Raw genomic sequence first — 20,879 nt, 5'->3', positions numbered from 1 at the left:
TAGCATTTAAAGCCACTGAAATGAGAAAACATATACTATTTTACGTAGTACTAATAGTTTGCATAATCTGCAGTGCAGATATATATGCGCAAACAAAAAATATAACGGTTTCTGGTAAGGTACTTGATAAGCCCGAAAACAAGGTGCTGGTGGGGGTAAATATCGCTATAGATAAAAAGGGAATAGGCCAAACCGATGCCAGTGGAAGGTTTTCCATTACGGTGCCGGTCAACTCTGTAGTTTCATTCTCATTTATTGGGTTTGTTACGCAAAAGTTAAAAGTTGAAGAAAACCAGAAAGACGTTATCATCACATTAAGCGAAGACAAAAAAGGGCTTAATGAAATAGTTATTGTGGGTTATCAAAACCGCAGTAAAGAAACCACTACAGGCGCTTCGGCAATTATTACCAATAAGGATATCGCCGATATCCCGGTATCAAGTTTTGAACAGTTACTGCAAGGTAAGGTTGCCGGCTTAAACATTCAGAACAATACGGGTGCGCCGGGCTTCAGGGGCTCGGTACAGGTGCGTGGCTTGTCAACCCTTAGTGTTAGCGGCAGCGGTAACGAATCGTTTTTACAGCCGACATCTCCGCTGTATATTATTGATGGGGTTCCGTTAGATGCAGATAAGGCAGCTGAGTTTGGTTTTCAAACCCAGGGCCCCGGGGTTAGCCCATTGTCTTTGATTCCGGTAGAAGACATCCAGAGTATCCAGATCATGAAAGATGCCCAGGCAACTTCTCTTTATGGTTCAAGAGGCGCCTATGGTGTAATTATCATTACCACCAAACGCGGCAATTCAAAGGTGCCAAGGGTGCGTTATACCACTAACTTTTTTGTTAACGCGCCGCCAAAACTGCGCGAAACATTGGGAGGTAACGATGAGCGCCGCGCAAAAATTCAGCAAATATTATCAAATGCCACAACGGTTGACGAGTTAAGAAAAATAGGATTGACAGGCTTTTTGGCCGACAGTTTAAACGCTTATTGGAATAACTCAACCAACTGGCAGTCTATATTTTATGCAACTACCTATAACCAAAGCCATAACCTGGCTTTAGATGGCGGCGATCAGAAATTCAACTACAAGGCAAACGTTGGCTACTACTCAGAAAAAGGGGTAATAAAAAACACCGGATTTGACAGGTATAACCTGAACATGAACATGGAGTTTAAACCAAACGACAAGTTTAGGTTTTTCGGATCCTTATTTGGCTCGGTAGGCAGCCAGGCTAAAGGCGATGGCCTGGGGCTGTTGCAGCAAGGCGTTGCTACAAACGGCCAGGCATCAACGTTATTGCCACCGCCGTCGTTCTACCTGTCGTCAGACGGTGTTACATCGGCGTTGAAAACGCTCAACAGCAACAGTTCAAGAAACATACGGGCCAACGTAGACGGCCGGTACGAGTTTATCCCCGGGCTTGCTTTATCATCAAGCATCAGTTATGATTATACCTCCGATGCCGAATCGACATTTACGCCGGCTGCGGCCAATTCCCAGTTTGCACAGGTATATGATTTTGAGGGGCGAAACTACACCTTGTATAACCGTAACGCCATTACTTATGCTAAAACATTAGGTAGCAACCATAATATATTTGTTAACTTATTTAATGAAATATATAAACAGGGTGGTCAAAGTGGCATCATCAGGCAAGAGCGTACGCCCAACGATCAGCTCCAGGGACCGGTAGGTTACGATTCGTATTACTCGCGTGGAGGTGGTGTGCTTTCAAATTACAAAAATGCCACCATCGCTTCTTTTGCGGGTGCGGTAAGTTATGATTTTCAGCGCAAATACGTTGTTGAGCTTTCATACCGGTTAGATGGCACGTCATCAAACGGATTAGAAAACCCATACTCCAAAAACCCATCGGTGGGCTTAAAATGGAATTATAGTAAAGAAAACTGGTTTAAAGACCTGTCCTGGCTTAATTATGGAGGTATAAGGCTAACCTGGGGCCAAAACATTGTGCCTACCGGTAGCTTGCAAAGTATTTACGGTATCTATAACCTGAATGGTAACTTTAATAATAACCCAACTATTGGTATAAATTATGATTTTATACCCAATCCTACATTAAAACCAACTACCACTACACAATACAATTTAGGATTTGATATCGGGCTGTTTCAAAGCCGGGTTGATTTAAACTTCGATACCTATTATAAAAAGGTTGATAATTTATTGTTTGATAGGTTTTTATCAAACACTACCGGCTTTAACCGCCGGGTGAGCAATGACGTAGCTATTGCCGATTATGGTTATGAGTTAACACTTACGGTAAGGCCGGTAATTTCAAAAGATTTTAACTGGAGTATCTCGATGAACGGCGCCATCAACCGTGATGTTTTATTAAAGCTACCTGCGGAGTATAATGGTCAGTACATTAAGTTTGATAACAGCCCTTATTTGCAGCACATTGTTTTCAGGGTAGGCCAAAACACGCTGTCAAACTATTTGCACATCAACCAGGGCGTATATGCAACAGATGCCGATGTGCCGGTAAACCCTGCAACCGGGAAAAAATACTCGTCGAACGGCGTGCCGTTTAAAGCAGGCGACCCTATTTTTAAAGATGTTAACGGCGATTATATATTAGACGACAGAGATTATGAAATAACCGGTAATTCGCAGCCTTTGGTAACCGGTGGTATATCAACAAACATCATCTACAAAAACTTTGGCCTTAATATTTACGCAACATTTACCGCCAAAAGAACTGTTCTGAATAATGCATTAGCCGACCGTTTGGCCATATCCCGTAATCCTTATGATTTATTGGCTGTTGTGCCATTAAGTAATATGGATATATGGAGAAAGCCTGGCGATCATACCGTTTACCCAAACCCCTATTCGTTTTCAACCTATAACCAGATACAGCCTTTAAGGCCCGATCAAACATTATGGGCCGAGGATGGATCGTATTTTAAATTAAATAACGTAACGCTGTCGTACTCGTTTGATCGCAAACTTATCCGCAAGATTGGTTTTAACAACCTTAGGGTATATTTCTCAACCAATAACCTTACTACTTTTTCAAGCTATAAAGGGCCAAACCCCGAGAACGTAACAACGCTGGGGCGGGATATTTCCAGCGGATACCCTGTACCGCGTACTTATAATATTGGTTTAAACTTAGAACTCAACACAAGTAAATAAAACTTAAAATCATGAAAAAAAGTATTTTATACATTTTAGTAATTACAGGAAGTTTCTGTTTACCTGCCTGTAAAAAGTTTTTGAACATTCAGCCTATTGATAAGTTAACGGGTAACAACTTTTACCGCTCAAAAGAGGATGTTGTTGCCAATATATATGACCTTTCGCGACTGTTTTTCGGGAAGATCAACGAAACTCATTTCATAGGCGCTACGGGCGAATACCGCTCTGGCGAGGTAATGCACGAAGCACAATCAGACCAGGGCCCGGCCCGCGAGTATGTTGAAGTATTGGGCAGAAACGATTTGCTGGGTCTTATCAACGGTAACCCGCCATGGAACTTTTACAATTTTTATAAGATAACCAACTGGACGGGTTATTACCAGGTTGTACAGGGAGCCAATATCCTGATATCGAAACTGGACGAAGGCATACCCGGAGTATCCTCCACCGAGAAAAACCAATTTAAAGGCGAAGCGGCTTTTATACGGTCGCTGGCTTATTTCTTTATGGTACGGCTTTATGGTGATGTGCCTTATTATACCGATGCTTTTCATTCCACTTCGTTACCCCGTGAAAACATGGTTTCGGTTTTAAATAAATGCATTGCCGACCTGAAAATATATAAAGACAACATGCCCTGGACTTATTCGGACCCTGCCCTAAAAGGAGTACGGGCAAGCAGGGGCAGCATCATAGCGCTGATGATGAATATGAATATGTGGAATGCCGGTTTTGATAAGGCAAATGCCACTAAGTATTACCAGGAAACTGTTGACCTGGGCCAGGAGCTTATTAAAAGCAACGCGTACAGGTTATTGCCAATTGCAGAATGGGCCACGGTTATTAAAGGACGATCGGACGAAAGCCTGTTTGAATTTTATCGAAGCGTTAACTATGGTGATGCAAACTTAAATATAGCGCCCATTGGAGATATGTTTTTGCATTACCCCTACAAACGACCAGAATATACACACAGGATAAGCTTTGCTTATTTCCGCGGGGAATATATGCAAAAACTATATCCCGGAACAGCAGATAAACGGGCTACCATATGGTTTAATGAAGACATTTATGCAGATAACGGAAAGTTTATGATGTTAAAATTCGCTCAGAATGCATTCGCAACAGGCGAAGAAGATAGTAACCCCGATAATACTTTTATGATTTTTAGGTATGCCGGCGAAATTTTACTATGTGCAGAAGCAATGGCCGAACTGGGGCAGGATAATGAAGCCATAGCACTGGTTAACAAGGTTAGGAACAGGGCCGAAGCTTCGCAATATTCCGGCTCAGGTGGCCAGGATCTGAAGGATTTTATCTTTTTAGAAAGATCTCGCGAATTGATGGGCGAAGGGCATCATTATTTCGACCTGGTACGTACCCGCAGGATACTTAGCAGCGAGTGGTCATACAATGTATTAACCTTAGATAAATTTAACAGGGGTGCCTGGACATGGCCTATCAGCAGCGACGCATTAACCAATAACCCTTTCATGACACTAAATGCCTATTGGGTAAACGGTGGTAATTAAAACATAGTTTAATAATGATAACAATTATGAGAAATATAATTATTGTTTGTGCTGGTTTATTATTGGTACTTACCGGGTGTAAACGGGATGAATACTACAGGGATGGAGGCAAAGCTAATGCCGATTATCCCGGAGACATGTTTCAGTATTTACAGGCAAAAGCGGCCCCGTTTGATACCATTGCGCAAATTGTGAAGTTGGCAGGGCTTGAGAACACTTTTCACCAGACTGATTTTACTTTTTTTGCCCCTGACGATGATGTTATAAAAAGAACTATCGGCAATGCCAAAACTTCGGGCTCGTTAAACCAGTTTCTGTTTGATGTAGGGCGCGATACAGTGAAAAGGTTAGCAGATATCGATTCGTTAATATGGCGTAAATACCTGCAACGTTACATGTTTAAAGGCATCAACAGGCTTAAAGATTACCCGCAGATTGACCTGGATCTTCAAAATCAATACCCCGGCGCATTATATTATTCATACAGTGGCGACGTATCCAACATCGGGGTTATTTATGGCGATGCAAACAAGGTTAGATACATAGGTCCGCGCAGCCTTATTATCAGCTATGTGCTTGATATAAACAATGCCGAAAACGCGGTTTTCCGAACATACATATCGTCATCAGATATTAAACCAAAAAATGGGGTGGTGCATACGTTGCAGTATAACGGGGCATACTTTGGGTTTGATAGAAACGATTTCTTCACTGATGTTTATAATACAGGGCTTCATTCATCCAATTAAAATATTTGCGTTGATGTTTGATCAATAACGAATTGACATATGAAAAAAATCAGATACATAATAATATTTGCCATGGCAGCCTTAGTTATACAAAGCTGCAAGAAGACTAAGGAGACCTTTGAAGCCCCCTATGGCGATGGCAAGCCACCGTTGGGCGTTTCCCTTAGCCGCGATGCGTTACCCAGCCCAACATCGGGCGCAGTAGGTGCCGAAATTACTTTTAAAGCAACCGGGTTGCTGCCTTATAAGGATAAACTGAAATTTATGTTTAACGGCGAGGAAGGGCAAATTACCGAGGTTACGGCAGCGGGCATCAAAGTAAAAGTTCCGCCGTTTGGTAGCAGTGGTATCACTTCTATAGCTATAGATGATCAGCTGGTGTTGGGGCCGTTGTTTAAGGTAAACGGACTTATTAACATCGATCCTTCCTTCAGGGCTACGTTGGGTGCAAACAACTTTGTGAGCCAGATATTCCCATTGGCCGATGGCAGAAACCTGGTGGTAGGCCGGTTTACCAATTATGATAACAAGGGAATCATTACCCCGCTTAACCGGATTGTAAGAACATCATCCGATGGCGAGTTTGACCGTACCTTCAGGACGGGTAAGGCTGCCAACGGAGCTTTAGCCAGGGTTATGCAGATAAACTCGAAGTTTATTATTGCGGGCGGGTTTAGCGGATATAATCAACGCACAGATAATATTAGTAACATAACAAGTTTGGGCGTTGACGGCAGTGTTGATACTATCGGTTTAAAAGTATACCGGAGGCCTACACAAAAAGATACCTCGAGGGATACCACCAAGTATTTTCCAAAATTTAATGGAGGTACAAACGAGTTTATAAACAGGGTGTATAACCATCAAAATAAGATACTGGCAACCGGAAACTTCAGGTACTATGTACACCGCACCTATAAAAAGCCCAATCACGACTTTACAAAAGATACAGTTATTGTAGATAGTACCGAGATAAGGCAGGTGCTGCGCTTTAACCTGGATGGTTCATTAGATAAAACGTTTCGTTTTAACGTGGCTGCCAACAAAGGCCTGCCGGCGGCAAACGGCCCCATAGATTCATATATGCATACAGATGCCGCACTGGCAGAGAAACTTGTGGTTTTTGGAAGCTTTACAACGTTTGACCAAACCCCGGCAGGGCGTGTTGTAAGGTTAAATGCCGATGGTGGAATCGATAACACATTTAAAGCAGGCTTGGGGGCCGATAACAGCATCTCATCATTAACCTATAACACCGTTACAAAAAAATATCTCATTACCGGGGTGTTTAGAACATATAACGGTAAACCTGTAATAAGTATGGCATTACTAAACCAGGACGGTAGCCTTGATGAGTCATTTGCGCCAAAAGTATTTGAGGGCGGCTACCCGGCCTTTGCAAGGCAGCTGGATGACGGCTTAATAGTAGTTAGCGGCGGTTTTAAAAAATATAATAAGGTAACGCGCAACGGATTCATGGTACTTAACTCCAAAGGCGACCTTGCAGGTAATTATAACACTACTGGTCCGTTTTCGGGTGGTCTGTCAGATATAATTGAAACAAAATCAGCCGATGGAAAAAGGGCGTTATACCTGATAGGTGGGTTCGACAGGTTTGATAACCAGCCGGTAAATAACATTATACGGGTAACCATTGAATAAATTAAAAAAGAAATTATAACTATAAAAAGATGGGGCAGAAGAAAAAATACCAGGGAATAATGTTTGGAATAATGTGTTCCATACTGGCCATTGCGGTAATATCCTGTAATAAAGATTTTTTAAAGGCGTTGCCTGATAAAAATTATAGTGATACCACCAGCGTATCATACGGCCAGCGCAAAGTGCTGTATTTGATTGTTGATGGGGCAAGAGGTGCATCTGTAAACAGTGCTAATGTGCCTAATATTAAAGCCTTATTGCCAAATTCCATTTACAGCTGGGTAGCATTAAGCGATCCTGATTCAACCAGGGATGTTAGCAATTGGGCCAACATGTTAACTGGGGTAAAAAAAGAAAAGCACCTGGTTTTAAACGATAATTTAACCGGGGCGAATTTGGCCAACTACCCGGTTGTGCTTCAAAGAATAAAGGACGAAAAACCTACCGCCAAAATGGTAGCGTTTTCGTCTTCTGCAATCTTTAAAAATAATTTCACCAAAGGGACTGCGGTAAGCGAGTTATTTGATACAGATGAGCAGATTAAAACAGCTGTTGTAAATAATATCAATACCGATACAGCAAGCCTTATTTTGGGGCATTTTAATGATATAGACGAGGCCGGGGCCAAATACGGTTATGATAATTCGGCACCCCAATATAAGGCTGCTATTGAAAAGTTTGATGGCTATGTAGGTGCTATAATGGATGCACTCAAAAAACGGAAGAATTATCAGAATGAAGAATGGCTGGTAGTTATAGCATCAAGCGGTGGTGGCAAGTTTACCATACCGGCAAATCAAAACGACAACACGGTTTTTAGCAACACAGCGGCAAATACCTTTACTATCTATTACAGTTCAAGGTACAAGCAACGCGTAATTGGAAAACCGTTTACCGGAAACCGTTATTTAGGTAAAACAGTGAGGTTGTACGGCGAATCGGTAAGGGCAGAAATTGATACGGCAGATGTGTTTAATCTTGGTGATACTACCAAATTTACAATTGAGCTAAAGGTTAAAAAAAATGAGGATAAGTTTTTTTGGCCAAGCATATTGGGTAAAAGACACGAGTGGTCAAGTGGGCACCCAAGTGTAGGCTGGGTTATTTACCTGGAAGACGCCTATTGGTATTTTGAAATGAGAGGTACAAAAGATGGTGATTACAGGCAATGCAGGGGAGCTGATTTGCAGAAAGGCAGATGGCATAACCTATCTGTTAAATGCGAGATCCGTGCAGGCAAACGCTTTATCAGAACGTATACCGACGGTAATTTTAATAACGAAATGGAAATTACGGGGTCGGGAAGCCTTGATAATAATGACCCGTTGAAATTGGGCTTTTTAAATGGTAACGGGCATGGTACACCAAATGTATATGTAAGCGATATCAGGTTTTTTAAAGTGGATGTACCAGATGCCGTAATTGGCAATTACGCTTGCGAAACGTCTATTTCAGAAGGACACCCTTATTACAGTTTTCTTGCGGCCTACTGGCCAGGAACCGATGGACAGGGCGACAAATTGAAAGATGTTGGCCCGCAGGCCCGTGATTTTCAATTAAAGGGAGATTATAAGTGGGAAGATTTTAACGACCTGATATGCCCGCCGCCGGCCGAAGCACTTGCAGTATTTGTGCCGCAAACAACAGATATACCTGCACAAATAATAAACTGGTTCAGGATCCCTAACAGGCAAAGCTGGGGCCTTGATGGCAGAGTTTGGTTAGATCAGTAAAATTAATACACAATAAATTAATTGATGATGAAAAATTATATATACAGTATACTGCTTGGGATAACCCTTGTAACTGTTTCTTGTAAGCATAATAACCTTGACGACGTAGGTTTAATTAAAAATAATGCCGTAAGTATTTCTGGTGATGGTGTTGTTGTTGCGGGGGTAACAAAGGATAATGAAACAGTAAAAGTTCCGTTTAAAATATCACTGTCTGCGGCGGCAACTAAAGCGTTCCAGGTAGGTATCACCCTTAATAGCGATACCGTTAATCAATTAATAGCAAATGGCACTTTAAAAAATACGGTAGTACTACCTAACGGCGCTATTGATTATCCAAGTGTAATTAATGTATCCTATGGTGCCGATACCGCTACAGGAGTTGCAACAGTAAGGCTTACAACGCTTGAGGCTAATTATGGTAAAGACGTAGCATTTGCTTTTAAACTTACCGATCCCGGAAAAGGCAACGTAGTTAAAGCGTCTAAATCAAATATCATGGTTGTGCTTAATACCAAACAGCTGATAGCCGAAAAAGATATCCATTACCTGTCAATTGTAAATGGAGGCACTATTATGAGTGTTGATTATAAGAAGAATTACACTACTTCTCCTGCCGGCATTACTATACCATTAATTGTCAATCTGTCTGGTCAGGCCGGTACTGCATTTAATGTACACGTAAAGCTAAATACAGATACCATTAACAAGCTTGTGAGCAGCAAAGTATTACCGGCTAATGCCATCAACTTAAGCCCGGCCAATTTTACTATAGATACTTTAATCCGGGTAAATTCCAATTCAAATACGGCCCAAATACGTTTACAGATAGGGTGGCCGGTTTTTGATGCCAATATTGTTGCAAACAAAAAATTTGCATTTGCAATAAGCTTAAGCGCACCAACAAGGCATATTTTACACCCAACAAGCAGCAAAATAATTGTTTTGGTGGAGCCTACGGTTAATCTCGACAACAATTCATACATAACAGGTAATGGCACCGGCCTAAAAGCCGAATATTTTTCGAACAATCAGCAACTCGATTTTGATGGCAGGGCACCATCCCTGGTAAGGATAGACGAAACTATTGATTTTGGCGGCGATTGGTTACCCTCATCCATTGTTAGCAACGATAATTATTCATCCAGATGGACCGGTGAGTTTTTAGCCCCGGTTCGCGGTGAATATATATTTTATCAAACACGTTGGGACGACGGTGCCAGGTTGTTTATTGACGGTAAAGCGGTTATCGACGATTTTACCACCCAGTGGGATCTGCCAAGCAGATTTGCCAAAGTGACTCTCGAACGTGGAAAGCGATACAAGATAGAAGCAGACCATCGTGAAAATGTTGGCGGCCAACAGGCCAGGCTTGAATATGAAGTGCCGTCGGCAGGCATCAACGGAAGGCGGATTGTACCCAAAAGCCAATTATTTCCGGCACAATAATCATTTATAACGATTAATAAAAAGGCAAATGAAAAAGTTATTTAGCATAATATCAGCACTTATACTCATAGTAATGATGTCGGTAGGATGTAAAAAGGATAAACCGGTAGATACTACTGTTGTTGAAGAACCTGTGCCATTAACAGGTTTTACGGCGGCGAAGGCCGATAGTGTTGATTTTTTGAAATATCAGTTTACCAACACCTCAACCAATTACAAAGAGTTATTATGGCAATTTGGAGATGACAGCACTTCTGTAGAAAAGTCGCCGCTGCACAAATATGCATTTGAGGGCATATACCACGTAGTACTTACATCAAGAAACTCGCAGGGGCTTTCGTCGAGCCGGGAAATAATATTGAATGTAGCCGATCCTAATTTTGACAGAACAAAGGTTGGTGAAAGCTATTTTGCTACTATTGGCGGTACGTTTACTGTTTCGCGCGATAACGGAGGTGGTCCTAATTCAAACGAGGGCTCTTTAAAAGTGGTTGACGGCGATCCGAATTCAAAGTTTTTCCAATCGGGTTTTTCCGGCGACCTGGTGATGAAGTATGAGCTTAAAACTCCTGCCCTTGCAGGAGCGTACACTTTGGTAAGCGGTAATGATTCGCCCGATCGGGACCCTAAAACGTGGATATTACAGGGCTCCGAAGATGGGATAAAGTGGATAAACTTACATTCGCGCACAGGCGAGTTGTTTTCTGGCCGTGCGCAGCGTAAATTATATCATTTCAATAACAATGTACCCTACAAATTTTACAGGTTAAGCATTAAGGCAAATAACGGCAGTCGCGATTTTCAAATGGCCGAATGGACAGTAAATAAAAAGCAACCCTAATCCATAATATTTATGGGCAGGTTTTAGGGACGCTGAACTTATGATTGCATTAAGCTAAATAAAGTATAGATCGCGATTTAAAAAACGGAGAATGTTTTGAGTTGCAAGACATTAAAAAGTGTCACTCCGTTTGCAGGTTTTAATTTTTTAGGTATCGGCAGTTATGGTATATACAATTTTACCGGGTAGTAAAATTGTATATATCATAACTCCCCAAATCCGTTGCTTAGCATTAAAAATCACTTTGGGCCTTGTATCAGGCTCTGGCGCTACTGGTAATTATTTTACCCGAATGAGTTCTGAAGCCATCTCCTGTTGCCCAATCATGACCGTTAAGTGCCAACCATTTATAATCGGCCCAAAACAAGCATGTTACTGGCACGGGGGTTAATTATTCATTTTTACACGATAATAAATTTACAAACACATACCAGCGAATGACGAAAGAAATCAATAAATTAAAAATACTTGGCGTAATAGGATGCGTTTTTGCAGGCATGCTGCTCAAAGCACAGGACCGAAAGGCGCCATCTTATCCATTGATTACACATAACACCTATTTTAGCATTTGGTCAAATACAGATAAATTAAACGAGTCATCTACAACACATTGGACGGGCGCAGAGCAGTCACTTTTGGGGCTGATAAATGTTGATGGAAACATTTTTCGTTTTATGGGCGTGGAAAGTCCCAATTATACCACCATCCTGCCAGCATCAGATGAAAAGACATACCAGGTACAGTATACAGAAACTAAGCCCCAGGGAGATTGGATGTCACCTGATTACGCAGCCTCAGATTGGAAAACAGGCTCGGCACCAATAGGTGACGATATTAAAAACATAAAAACCATTTGGCGTTCAAACGAAATATGGGTAAGAAGACCGTTCAGGGTTTCTAATCTGGCGGCAATTAACAAACTTTTTTTAAAGATAAACCATGATGATGATATCCAGGTTTTTGTTAACGGGAAAAAGGTATATACAAAAGAAGGTTGGACAAGCAATTTTCAATACATCGCGTTGAATGATAAAAATGTCCTTAAAGAAGGCGATAACACTATCGCTATACATTTAATGAATACTGCAGGTGGTAGGTATCTTGATTTTGGATTGGTTGACAGGCAAAAAGATAATGCTGTAAAAATACAGGTAGCCAGGCAAAAAAATGTCGACGTAAATGCTACCCAAACTATTTATGATTTTACCTGTGGTAAAATAGATCTGAAATTAACCTTTACCTCGCCGTTATTGATGAATGATCTGCAATTGTTTGCCAGGCCTGTATCTTATATTACCTACCAGGTAAAAGCCAATGACGGTAAAATGCACCAGGTTAAGGTTTCCTTAAGCGCATCATCCAATATTGCAGTTTATAATCCCTCGCAGGAGGTAACAACCCAAAAATACGCCACCAATAAATTATCTATTTTAAAAACCGGTACTATTGAACAACCGGTTTTGAAAAAAGCAGGTGACGATATGCGGATTGATTGGGGATATTTTTATGTTGCCGCCCCCAAAACAAGCAATGCTATTCAATTTGTTACGCCAGGGAAAGATGCTGCCGGCGCTTTTATAAAAGGTAATTATCAATCAACGGCTAAGCAAGGCAAAATGCTGTCATTAAATACTATTATACCTTTTGGTGCAGTTGGTAATGCCCCGGTCGAAAAATTCGTCGAGCTGGGTTACGATGACATTTACTCGGTTCAATACTTTAAAAATAATCTAAGGCCATGGTGGAATGCTTCGGGAAAGGCAACCATTGAAGGGGAATTGACTGATGCCGCCTTGCAGTACAAAAAGGTAATGGATAAATGCGTTAGCCTTAACAAATCAATTTACGCCGATGCAGTAAAATCTGGCGGGGTGGAATATGCACACCTGTGTATGTTAAGCTACCGGCAAAGTATTGCGGCACATGCACTGGTTAAAAGCCCGCAGGGCGACATCTTATGGTTGTCTAAAGAAAATAATAGCGGCGGTTTTATCAATACTGTTGATGTAACGTACCCATCTGCACCGTTATATTTAATTTACAATCCATCATTATTAGAAGGGATGCTAAACGGCATTTTTTATTTTAGTGAAAGCGGAAAATACCCTCATCCATGGGCTGCGCATGACTTAGGAACTTATCCCTTAGCAAACGGCCAAACCTATGGCGAACCGATGCCAATTGAAGAATCTGGCAATATGCTGATTTTAACAGCCGCAATTGCAAAAGCACAGGGTAATGCAAACTATGCAAAGCTGCATTGGAAAACACTTAGCACCTGGGTTGATTATTTAGCAAAAGAAGGATTGGATCCTAAAATGCAGCTATGTACCGACGATTTTGCAGGCCATTTGGCCAGAAACGCTAATTTATCGGTAAAAGCCATTGTGAGTATTGCCTGTTATGCACAGCTGGCAGAAACACTGGGGTATACTGAAGTTGCTGATAAGTACAGAACCATAGCTGCCAGTATGGTTCCTAAATGGATAGAAATGGCTGGCGCCGGCGATCACTATGCATTAACTTTTAATGATAAAAGTACATGGAGCCAAAAATATAATTTAGTTTGGGATAAAGTTTTAAACCTAAACTTGTTCCCGCAAAAAGTATATGATACAGAAATTAGTTACTATTTAACTAAGCAAAACAAATACGGTATTCCGTTGGATAGCCGAAAATCGTATACTAAAAACGACTGGATTTTGTGGACTGCAACCTTTGCACCAAATCAGAACGAATTCCAGGCGTTGATTCATCCGGTTTATAAACATGCAATTGAAACAGAATCAAGAGTGCCTTTAAACGATTTTTATGATTCAAATACAGGCATACGCGATAATTTTAAAGCCCGCAGTGTAGTTGGTGGCTTCTATATGAAAATGCTTGCTGATAAACTAAAAATGACTGCAAAGTAATTTCAAACAATAACAGTAAACGGGAATATAACTTTTAATTCGATTCATAGGAAGAAAGCATCTAACAGCAATAAAACATTAACACGCTCATAGTATTCAGCTAATCCGCAATTAGGCTACAAATGCCCTCAATTAGACTACATACGGCAGGCTGGCCCTCCTGATCTTTGCTTCATCAATAATTGAAAAGATAAAGAACATGGAAAGTAAAAGGAATAGTAAGGTGTGGTTTATTACGGGCGCTTCGCGAGGTTTTGGACGTGTTTGGGCAGAGGCCGCTCTTGAGCGTGGCGACAAAGTTGCAGCAACAGCACGTAAAGTAGATAATTTAGCCAGGCTTAAAGAAAAATATGGCGAAAATGTGTTAACCCTGGAATTAGATGTAACCAGCCCTGGCCAGGCAAAAACAGCCATAAACCAGGCACATGCCCATTTCGGAAGGTTGGATATTGTGCTGAACAATGCCGGCTATTCATTAGTAGGTACTATTGAGGAGGCGAGTGCCGAAGATGTTAAGGCGATGTATGAAACCAACATTTTTGGGGCAATTGCTGTTATCCAGGCAGCTTTACCGTTGCTTCGGGAGCAAGGTGGAGGCCATATCCTTGGCACATCCAGCAATCTTGGCCATGTTACCCTGCCGGTAATTGGTTACTACTGCTCGTCAAAGTGGGCATTTGAGGCTATTCATGAAAGCCTGGCGACAGAGGTTAAAGACTTTGGCATCAAAGTGACTATTATAGAGCCGGGCGCATACGCTACCGAATTTGGCAGCCAGGACTCTTTGAAATTTGCAGCCGGCATGGAAGTATACTCGGATTTTAAAACGCAATTTTTCGGAAGATTAAAAGATATGGAACGAGGCGACCCGAACGCCACTGCACAAGCGCTCTTCCAGATCGTAGATACGGAAAACCCGCCGTTACGGTTTAACCTGGGTAGCCAAAATTTGCCATGGGTACGCGCTGCTTACGCAGAACGGTTGGCCTTATGGGAAAAATGGGACGCTGTTTCCAGTTCGGCCCAAAAGGTAGCTGAGTAATAACCAGATCATAACCGGTAATCAAAATGATTGCCGGTTATGATTATATTTGTTTTGAAATGAAAAAAGACGAGAAAAGTCTGCATAAATTTGAAACGCTATCCGATGCCCATCGGGCCTTCGGCCTGCCTCATCCGAAACACCCATTGATAAGTATAATTAACGGGGCGCATTCCGTGGCACAACTACACCAGTCGGCTCAGCATCATGTGTTGGGCTTTTATAAAATTTCTTACAAGCCAAAACTTGGCGGCAAATTGAAATATGGCCAGGGCTATTATGATTTTGATGAAGGCGGTTTGCTGTTTGCTTCCCCAGGCCAGGTGATAGGTAGCGGCGATAACGAGGGAACGGTATGTTCTGAGTATACCTTGCTAATTCATCCGGATTTCTTTTTAGGTTATCCTGTAGCTAAAAAGATCGGTCAGTACGGGTTCTTTTCTTACTCAGCCAACGAAACGCTGCACCTTTCTGAAAGCGAGAAAGCTACCATCATTTCTATTTTCAGGATCATGGAAGAAGAATTGAACAGCCGTATAGATGATTTTAGCCAGGATGTCATCATATCTCAAATTGAGTTGTTGCTAAATTATGCCAACCGCTTTTACAAGCGCCAATTCATTACCCGTAAAATAGTAAGCCATGATCTGCTGCAAAGGCTGGAGGACCTGCTGGCGGACTACTTCGGGAATGAATATTCTTTAAGTAAGGGTATTCCAACCGTTCAGTATCTTGCCGAAGGCCTGCATCTGTCGCCCAGCTATTTAAGCGATATGCTGCGCGCGCTTACCGGCCAAAACGCGCAGCAGCACATTCATGATAAATTGATCGAAAAGGCAAAAGAAAAACTTTCTACCACTACGCTATCGGTGAGTGAAGTAGCTTATGCGTTGGGGTTCGAACATCCACAGTCATTCAGTAAGCTATTTAAAACAAAAACCAACCTCTCTCCACTCGTCTTCAGGCGGTCTTTTAACTAAGCAACCTCCTATAGGATGCAGGGATAGGTAAAAATATTTACCTAATTTACATCAAGGTGAGTATAAATTTCTTCAACTGTTGTCTTCCCTTCATTAATACACAGTTTTAAAATGATATGCAGGCAGTTTATGCATCTGAACACCCGGGCTATAGCAAATACAAGGTTGGAAGGAAGCCGAACCCTTTCCCGAACCCGGTGATTCCGCCGGGCGATATTTTTACCAATATGGGTTTCAGGAAATCCACTTACCCCGGATTTTTGGCCGCAATTACAGTAACCACAAATTATCAAGTTAGCAACCTCTTTTTCGCTGGTAAATAATACCGGCGATCATACAAACGCCGGCGTCCGGTTTCGGGAGTAGCTTATTGCTTGAAGAAACAGTGTTAAGGCGGATGAAGTTTGGATTAAGCCTGGTTTGCTTTAAGGCAGCTGTCTTAAAATAAGTGTTTAAAAAACAATAATTAATTTGATGATAAAATTTAATAATCACTAAATTAGTGAGCCAATTAATAAATCGCCCCTGAGGGTAAATTCTGTTGCTAAAAGATCGCACCGTAGCTTGCAGCCATTTTATGAAGAGATTGCTTTTTATAACCGCGTTTATACTACTAAAGTATAACGCCGATTCCTCCTCGCTCCCCATGTCGTACCTGGGGATTGAGCAGGGCTTATCTAACAATACCGTAACCACTATTTTTAAAGATAAATTCGGCTTCATGTGGTTTGGCACCCTTGATGGCCTTAACCGGTTTGACGGCTATTCCTTCAAAAAAATCAGGAATAAAATAAACGACCCCGCAAGTTTACCCGAAAACACCATTACAGCGCTGGAGCAGGATGACCTGGATAGGATATGGGTTGGTACCCGTCATGGAGTTGGTATTTTAGATAGTAAGACGCTCTATTTTTCGCAGATAAACTACAAAACAGGCCTTGCGGATGCTTTGACACCCCTGCCGGTTGATAAAGTTATCAACGTGTTAAAAAAAGATCTTTCGGGAAATATGATGATCGGATCAGCAGATGTCGGGTTACTCATTTATTATAAAAATAAAACCTTTGCGGTTGAGGCCCCGCTGTTAAATGCCCAAAAAAAGCAACAATGGAAATACACGGTAACCGCGATTACAATACTGAACGACCACAGCATTTGGCTGGTTGTTGATAATGTTGGCCTATGCCGGTTTTTACCTGGCAAAAACGTTGTACTTCCGGTTACCGTCTCGTTCCCGCAGGCTACCCATATGAAGAAGGGACCCGACGGTAACCTGTGGATAAGCACCAATGCGGGCATGTTTTCTTTCAATACCTTAACAAGCCAGTTAAAGCATCAGTCTTACAGCAATAAGGCGCTTGATAACATCAAGATATTTGACTTTTATTTTGATAAGGTTAAAAACCTATGGCTGGCAACCGATGGAATGGGGGTTGGCATTGTAAATATTTTTGGTTCGGGGCATTGTACCCTGCTTCAGCAGCAAGATGCCGGTACGCTTTCCAGTAATTCGGTTTATGCCGTTTATGAGGATAACCAAGGCCGCAAATGGATAGGTACGTTAAGGGGAGGGATTAGTGTTATCGATCCTAATAAAAACCAGTTCAAAACCATCGCGCATCAGCCCTATAATAAAAACAGCCTGGTATCCAATTTTACATTTTCGTTTTGTGAGGATGCCGGTCACAACATCTGGATAGGCACAGATGGTGCGGGCCTTAGTATATGGAACCGGGCTAAAAACACTTTTACCACATTTGTACATACCGACAATAATCCGCAATCGTTAAGCAATAACCGTGTTTCATCAATCATTAAAGATAACCAGAACCAAATATGGGTGGCCACTTTTGGGGGAGGTGTAGCTATATATGATGCTGATAGTCATTTGTTTAAAAATATACCATTTGAAAATACCGGAAATTATAGAAAATCCGCCTGGAAAATTTATGTTGATGCCGACAATACGATTTGGATTACGGCTTTAAGAGGCGAAAAAACAGGGAATGAGCGCGCTCGGCTTTTTCATTTTGATAAAGTGTCCGGGAAATTTGTTTCGGCGGGGTTTGATGTTAAAGACGATGTACTGTCAATTGCTGACGATGGTAAGGGGAATTTGTGGCTGGGCGGTTTTAAAAACCTGGTGCGGGTTAATAAACATACGGGTCAATCGGCGGTAATACAGTCAAATATTGCAGTGAGGAGTTTGCTGGTTGCCGCGGGTACCTTATTTGTTGGTACCCACGGCAAGGGCCTAATGACTTACCAACTGGCTACGGGTAAAATGGCCTGGTATAACGAAAATAATGGGCTGCCCAACAATACCATATTAAATATCGAAAGCGATAATAAGGGGAATTTGTGGATGAGCACCTTCAACGGCTTATCAAAATTAAAGATTGCAACAAAAAAATTCGAAAACTACTATGCCTCGGATGGCCTGCAATCCAACCAGTTTTACTTTAACGCATCCGGGAAACTATCATCCGGCGAACTGCTTTTTGGCGGGATAAAAGGCTTTAACATTTTTTACCCGGATAGCATCAGGCGTTTTAACAGCTTTCCTGACCTGCTGATTACGCAGGTTAATATCGAAAATGAAAGTGCCAATGCCAATAATGCTTATATAAAAAACGCCACAAACATTTATGACATCGATAAAATCCGGCTGCCGTATGATAAGGCCGTACTATCAATGGAGTATGTTGCCCTGGAGTATTCGCTGCACGAAAAAATTCAGTATGCCTATTACCTGCAGGGCTGGGATAAAGGCTGGAACTACGTTAACAACGCGCGGGTTTTAAATTATTCAAGGTTAAGCGAAGGCAACTACACGCTGCATATTAAGGCCACCAACGGTTATGGCGTATGGAATACAAAAGAAAAAACCGTGTACATTACCGTGCTGCCACCCTGGTTCAGAAGTTGGTGGGCCTATTTGCTTTATATGGGCATCGTCTCCGCGTCGGTTTACGGTTATATTTATTACCATAAAAAGGAAAACCGGCTACATTATGAAGTTAAGCTGGCCAACCTGAAGGTACAACAGGAAAAAGAGCTTAACGAAAAGAAGATTGCTTTTTTTACCAATATCTCGCACGAGTTCAGGACGCCACTTACACTAATAGCCAATCCGGTTAAAGAATTACTACAAAATAATGGTAAAAATATCGACCTGATAGACCTTAGTTCAGTATATCGAAATGCCAGGAGGCTCCTTAGCCTGGTAGATAGATTGCTGCTTTTCCGGTCGACAGATAATGAGTTAACCGAGTTGAAAAAAGAATGGGTAAGCCTGTCGGACATTGCCCGCGAGGTTTTTTCATGCTTTAACAACCAGGCTAAAACAAAGCACCTTGATTATCAATTGCACATGGAACAGGAAACCCTGGCCTGCATTGATAGGGAGAAAATTGAAATCGTTTTGTTCAATTTACTTTCCAATGCGCTTAAATTTACGCCTGAGGGTGGAAAAGTAGCCATGCATATCCGGGAGATGGACGACAGGATTGAAATAGAAGTTCACGACAGCGGACGCGGAATTTCGGCAGAGACAGGCGGACGTCTTTTTGAAAAATTTTACCGCGAGGAAGCAACCGACAGGGCTAACCAAAGTGGATTTGGCATTGGTTTATTCCTTGCCAAAAAGTACGTTGATGTTCATGGCGGAGATTTATCATACACCAGCGCACCGGGCGAAGGAACGGTTTTCAAAATAGGATTGCCGGGATCGGACGAAGTAACGAAACCACTGGCGGTAACTAAACCGGTTTTCCGTTCCTCGGCTTTTGAGATCCTGAACGAAGCTATTATTGATCCTGAACCAGGATTGTTAAGGGAGCCCGAAAAGCCAGATCACGTAAGCGAATTAATGGAAAATATTGTAAAAGATAAGCCATCGGTGCTGGTTATTGATGATGATGGTGATATTCGTCAATATCTCAGGAGGTTACTTAAAGATTCCTATAACGTTTATGAGGCGGAAGATACGATACAGGGGTTTGAAATTGTGATGCAGGTTGACCCCGATATTATTGTTTGCGACGTAGTGATTAAGGAGTTTAGCGGGATTGAGTTTTGTTCTAAATTAAAAGATTCGCCCTCATTTAGCCATATACCCGTGATTCTTTTAACGGGCAGTTCTTCCGCCGAAATAAAGTTAAAAGGGGTTGAATGCGGTGCTGATGATTATATAACCAAGCCCTTTGAAAACGACCTGCTGGTTGCGCGAATTAAAAGTATTTTAAAAGGCCGCAACACGCTTAAACAGTTTTTCCTGAACGAGGTAACGCTAAAAAGCAACAACCTGAAAATTCCGGAGGAGTACAGCCAGTTTTTGGCGAAGTGTATAGCTTTAATAGAAAAACACCTGGATGACGAAAATTTTTCAGCAACTGTGTTCACAAAGGGCATGGGGATGAGCCGGTCTAACTTATTCAGGAAGGTTAAAGCTATTTCAGGGTTAAATATTTCTGAATTCATCAGGCATATCAAACTCAAAAAAGCCGCTGAACTATTGATTCAAAGCGATTTGCAGATTAAGGAAGTGGCCTATAAAATTGGTTTCCAGGATGTGAGATATTTCCGGGAACAGTTTTTTAAGCTTTTTGAATTGAATCCGTCCGATTTTATCCGCAAGTACAGGAAAACTTTTGTAAAAAGCTATAACATTGGTGCCGGCATGTCGCCCGAGAAACTCAGGCAATAGCCACGATACTCAGTGGCCCAAATGATTGGGCACAAATCTAACCCGGTTTAGGAGTTGCTTCCTGGCCGGGTTTTTATTTAAAGTGGTTTTGTCCCTCG

The 20,879-nt window shown here is 41.8% G+C and carries 11 protein-coding genes; all 11 read left to right on the top strand.

Translation table 11 applies throughout. The annotated features are described in order from the left end of the window. The first annotated feature begins 20 nt into the window (after window positions 1–20). The 11 genes from AC1DV1_RS24765 (at window position 21) to AC1DV1_RS24715 (ending at window position 20,781) form a co-directional block, all read left to right on the top strand. Entirely contained in the window at window positions 21–3,167 is a 3,147-nt protein-coding gene (locus AC1DV1_RS24765; protein WP_477365086.1) for a SusC/RagA family TonB-linked outer membrane protein, read from the top strand. Between the two features lie 11 nt (window positions 3,168–3,178). Continuing rightward, window positions 3,179–4,702: a RagB/SusD family nutrient uptake outer membrane protein gene (locus tag AC1DV1_RS24760; protein WP_477365082.1), complete on the top strand. Its 1,524-nt coding sequence runs from the start codon at window positions 3,179–3,181 to the stop codon at window positions 4,700–4,702. A gap of 26 nt (window positions 4,703–4,728) precedes the next feature. Continuing rightward, window positions 4,729–5,451 carry a hypothetical protein gene (locus AC1DV1_RS24755; protein ID WP_477365079.1) on the top strand — a complete coding sequence of 241 codons (723 nt, stop codon included), beginning with the start codon at window positions 4,729–4,731 and terminating at the stop codon, window positions 5,449–5,451. 39 nt (window positions 5,452–5,490) lie between these two features. Continuing rightward, on the top strand, window positions 5,491–7,113 hold the full coding sequence (locus AC1DV1_RS24750) for a DUF5008 domain-containing protein (RefSeq protein ID WP_477365076.1): 1,623 nt from the start codon (window positions 5,491–5,493) through the stop codon (window positions 7,111–7,113). Between the two features lie 29 nt (window positions 7,114–7,142). Continuing rightward, window positions 7,143–8,846, top strand: a complete 1,704-nt coding sequence (locus tag AC1DV1_RS24745) for an alkaline phosphatase family protein (protein WP_477365073.1) — start codon at window positions 7,143–7,145, stop codon at window positions 8,844–8,846. Between the two features lie 27 nt (window positions 8,847–8,873). After that, window positions 8,874–10,295: a PA14 domain-containing protein gene (locus AC1DV1_RS24740; RefSeq protein WP_477365070.1), complete on the top strand. Its 1,422-nt coding sequence runs from the start codon at window positions 8,874–8,876 to the stop codon at window positions 10,293–10,295. 28 nt (window positions 10,296–10,323) lie between these two features. Then, a complete protein-coding gene (locus AC1DV1_RS24735; RefSeq protein ID WP_477365067.1) occupies window positions 10,324–11,136 on the top strand; it encodes a PKD domain-containing protein in 813 nt (270 codons plus the stop codon). Window positions 11,137–11,573: 437 nt separating this feature from the next. Further along, window positions 11,574–14,051: a glutaminase family protein gene (locus AC1DV1_RS24730; RefSeq protein ID WP_477365064.1), complete on the top strand. Its 2,478-nt coding sequence runs from the start codon at window positions 11,574–11,576 to the stop codon at window positions 14,049–14,051. Between the two features lie 199 nt (window positions 14,052–14,250). Then, complete coding sequence (locus tag AC1DV1_RS24725) at window positions 14,251–15,093, top strand: SDR family NAD(P)-dependent oxidoreductase (RefSeq protein WP_477365062.1); 843 nt, start codon at window positions 14,251–14,253, stop codon at window positions 15,091–15,093. Between the two features lie 26 nt (window positions 15,094–15,119). Further along, window positions 15,120–16,073 (top strand): helix-turn-helix domain-containing protein, encoded by a 954-nt coding sequence (locus tag AC1DV1_RS24720; protein ID WP_477365059.1) that lies wholly within the window; start codon window positions 15,120–15,122, stop codon window positions 16,071–16,073. Between the two features lie 577 nt (window positions 16,074–16,650). Continuing rightward, window positions 16,651–20,781 (top strand): hybrid sensor histidine kinase/response regulator transcription factor, encoded by a 4,131-nt coding sequence (locus AC1DV1_RS24715; RefSeq protein ID WP_477365055.1) that lies wholly within the window; start codon window positions 16,651–16,653, stop codon window positions 20,779–20,781. The last annotated feature ends 98 nt before the right edge of the window (window positions 20,782–20,879 follow it).

The sequence above is a fragment of the Mucilaginibacter sp. P4_D1 genome (assembly GCF_056401935.1).
Note: the sequence above shows the minus strand (reverse complement) of the source record. Positions and strands in the feature narration are given on the sequence as shown.

What these genes read in the sequence shown, in the direction of transcription:
- AC1DV1_RS24735 (WP_477365067.1), top strand. Translation starts at nt 10,324, where the DNA reads ATGAAAAAGTTATTTAGCATAATATCAGCACTTATACTCATAGTAATG.
- AC1DV1_RS24725 (WP_477365062.1), top strand. Translation starts at nt 14,251, where the DNA reads ATGGAAAGTAAAAGGAATAGTAAGGTGTGGTTTATTACGGGCGCTTCG.
- AC1DV1_RS24720 (WP_477365059.1), top strand. Translation starts at nt 15,120, where the DNA reads ATGATTGCCGGTTATGATTATATTTGTTTTGAAATGAAAAAAGACGAG.
- AC1DV1_RS24760 (WP_477365082.1), top strand. Translation starts at nt 3,179, where the DNA reads ATGAAAAAAAGTATTTTATACATTTTAGTAATTACAGGAAGTTTCTGT.
- AC1DV1_RS24730 (WP_477365064.1), top strand. Translation starts at nt 11,574, where the DNA reads ATGACGAAAGAAATCAATAAATTAAAAATACTTGGCGTAATAGGATGC.
- AC1DV1_RS24745 (WP_477365073.1), top strand. Translation starts at nt 7,143, where the DNA reads ATGGGGCAGAAGAAAAAATACCAGGGAATAATGTTTGGAATAATGTGT.
- AC1DV1_RS24750 (WP_477365076.1), top strand. Translation starts at nt 5,491, where the DNA reads ATGAAAAAAATCAGATACATAATAATATTTGCCATGGCAGCCTTAGTT.
- AC1DV1_RS24765 (WP_477365086.1), top strand. Translation starts at nt 21, where the DNA reads ATGAGAAAACATATACTATTTTACGTAGTACTAATAGTTTGCATAATC.
- AC1DV1_RS24755 (WP_477365079.1), top strand. Translation starts at nt 4,729, where the DNA reads ATGAGAAATATAATTATTGTTTGTGCTGGTTTATTATTGGTACTTACC.
- AC1DV1_RS24740 (WP_477365070.1), top strand. Translation starts at nt 8,874, where the DNA reads ATGAAAAATTATATATACAGTATACTGCTTGGGATAACCCTTGTAACT.
- AC1DV1_RS24715 (WP_477365055.1), top strand. Translation starts at nt 16,651, where the DNA reads ATGAAGAGATTGCTTTTTATAACCGCGTTTATACTACTAAAGTATAAC.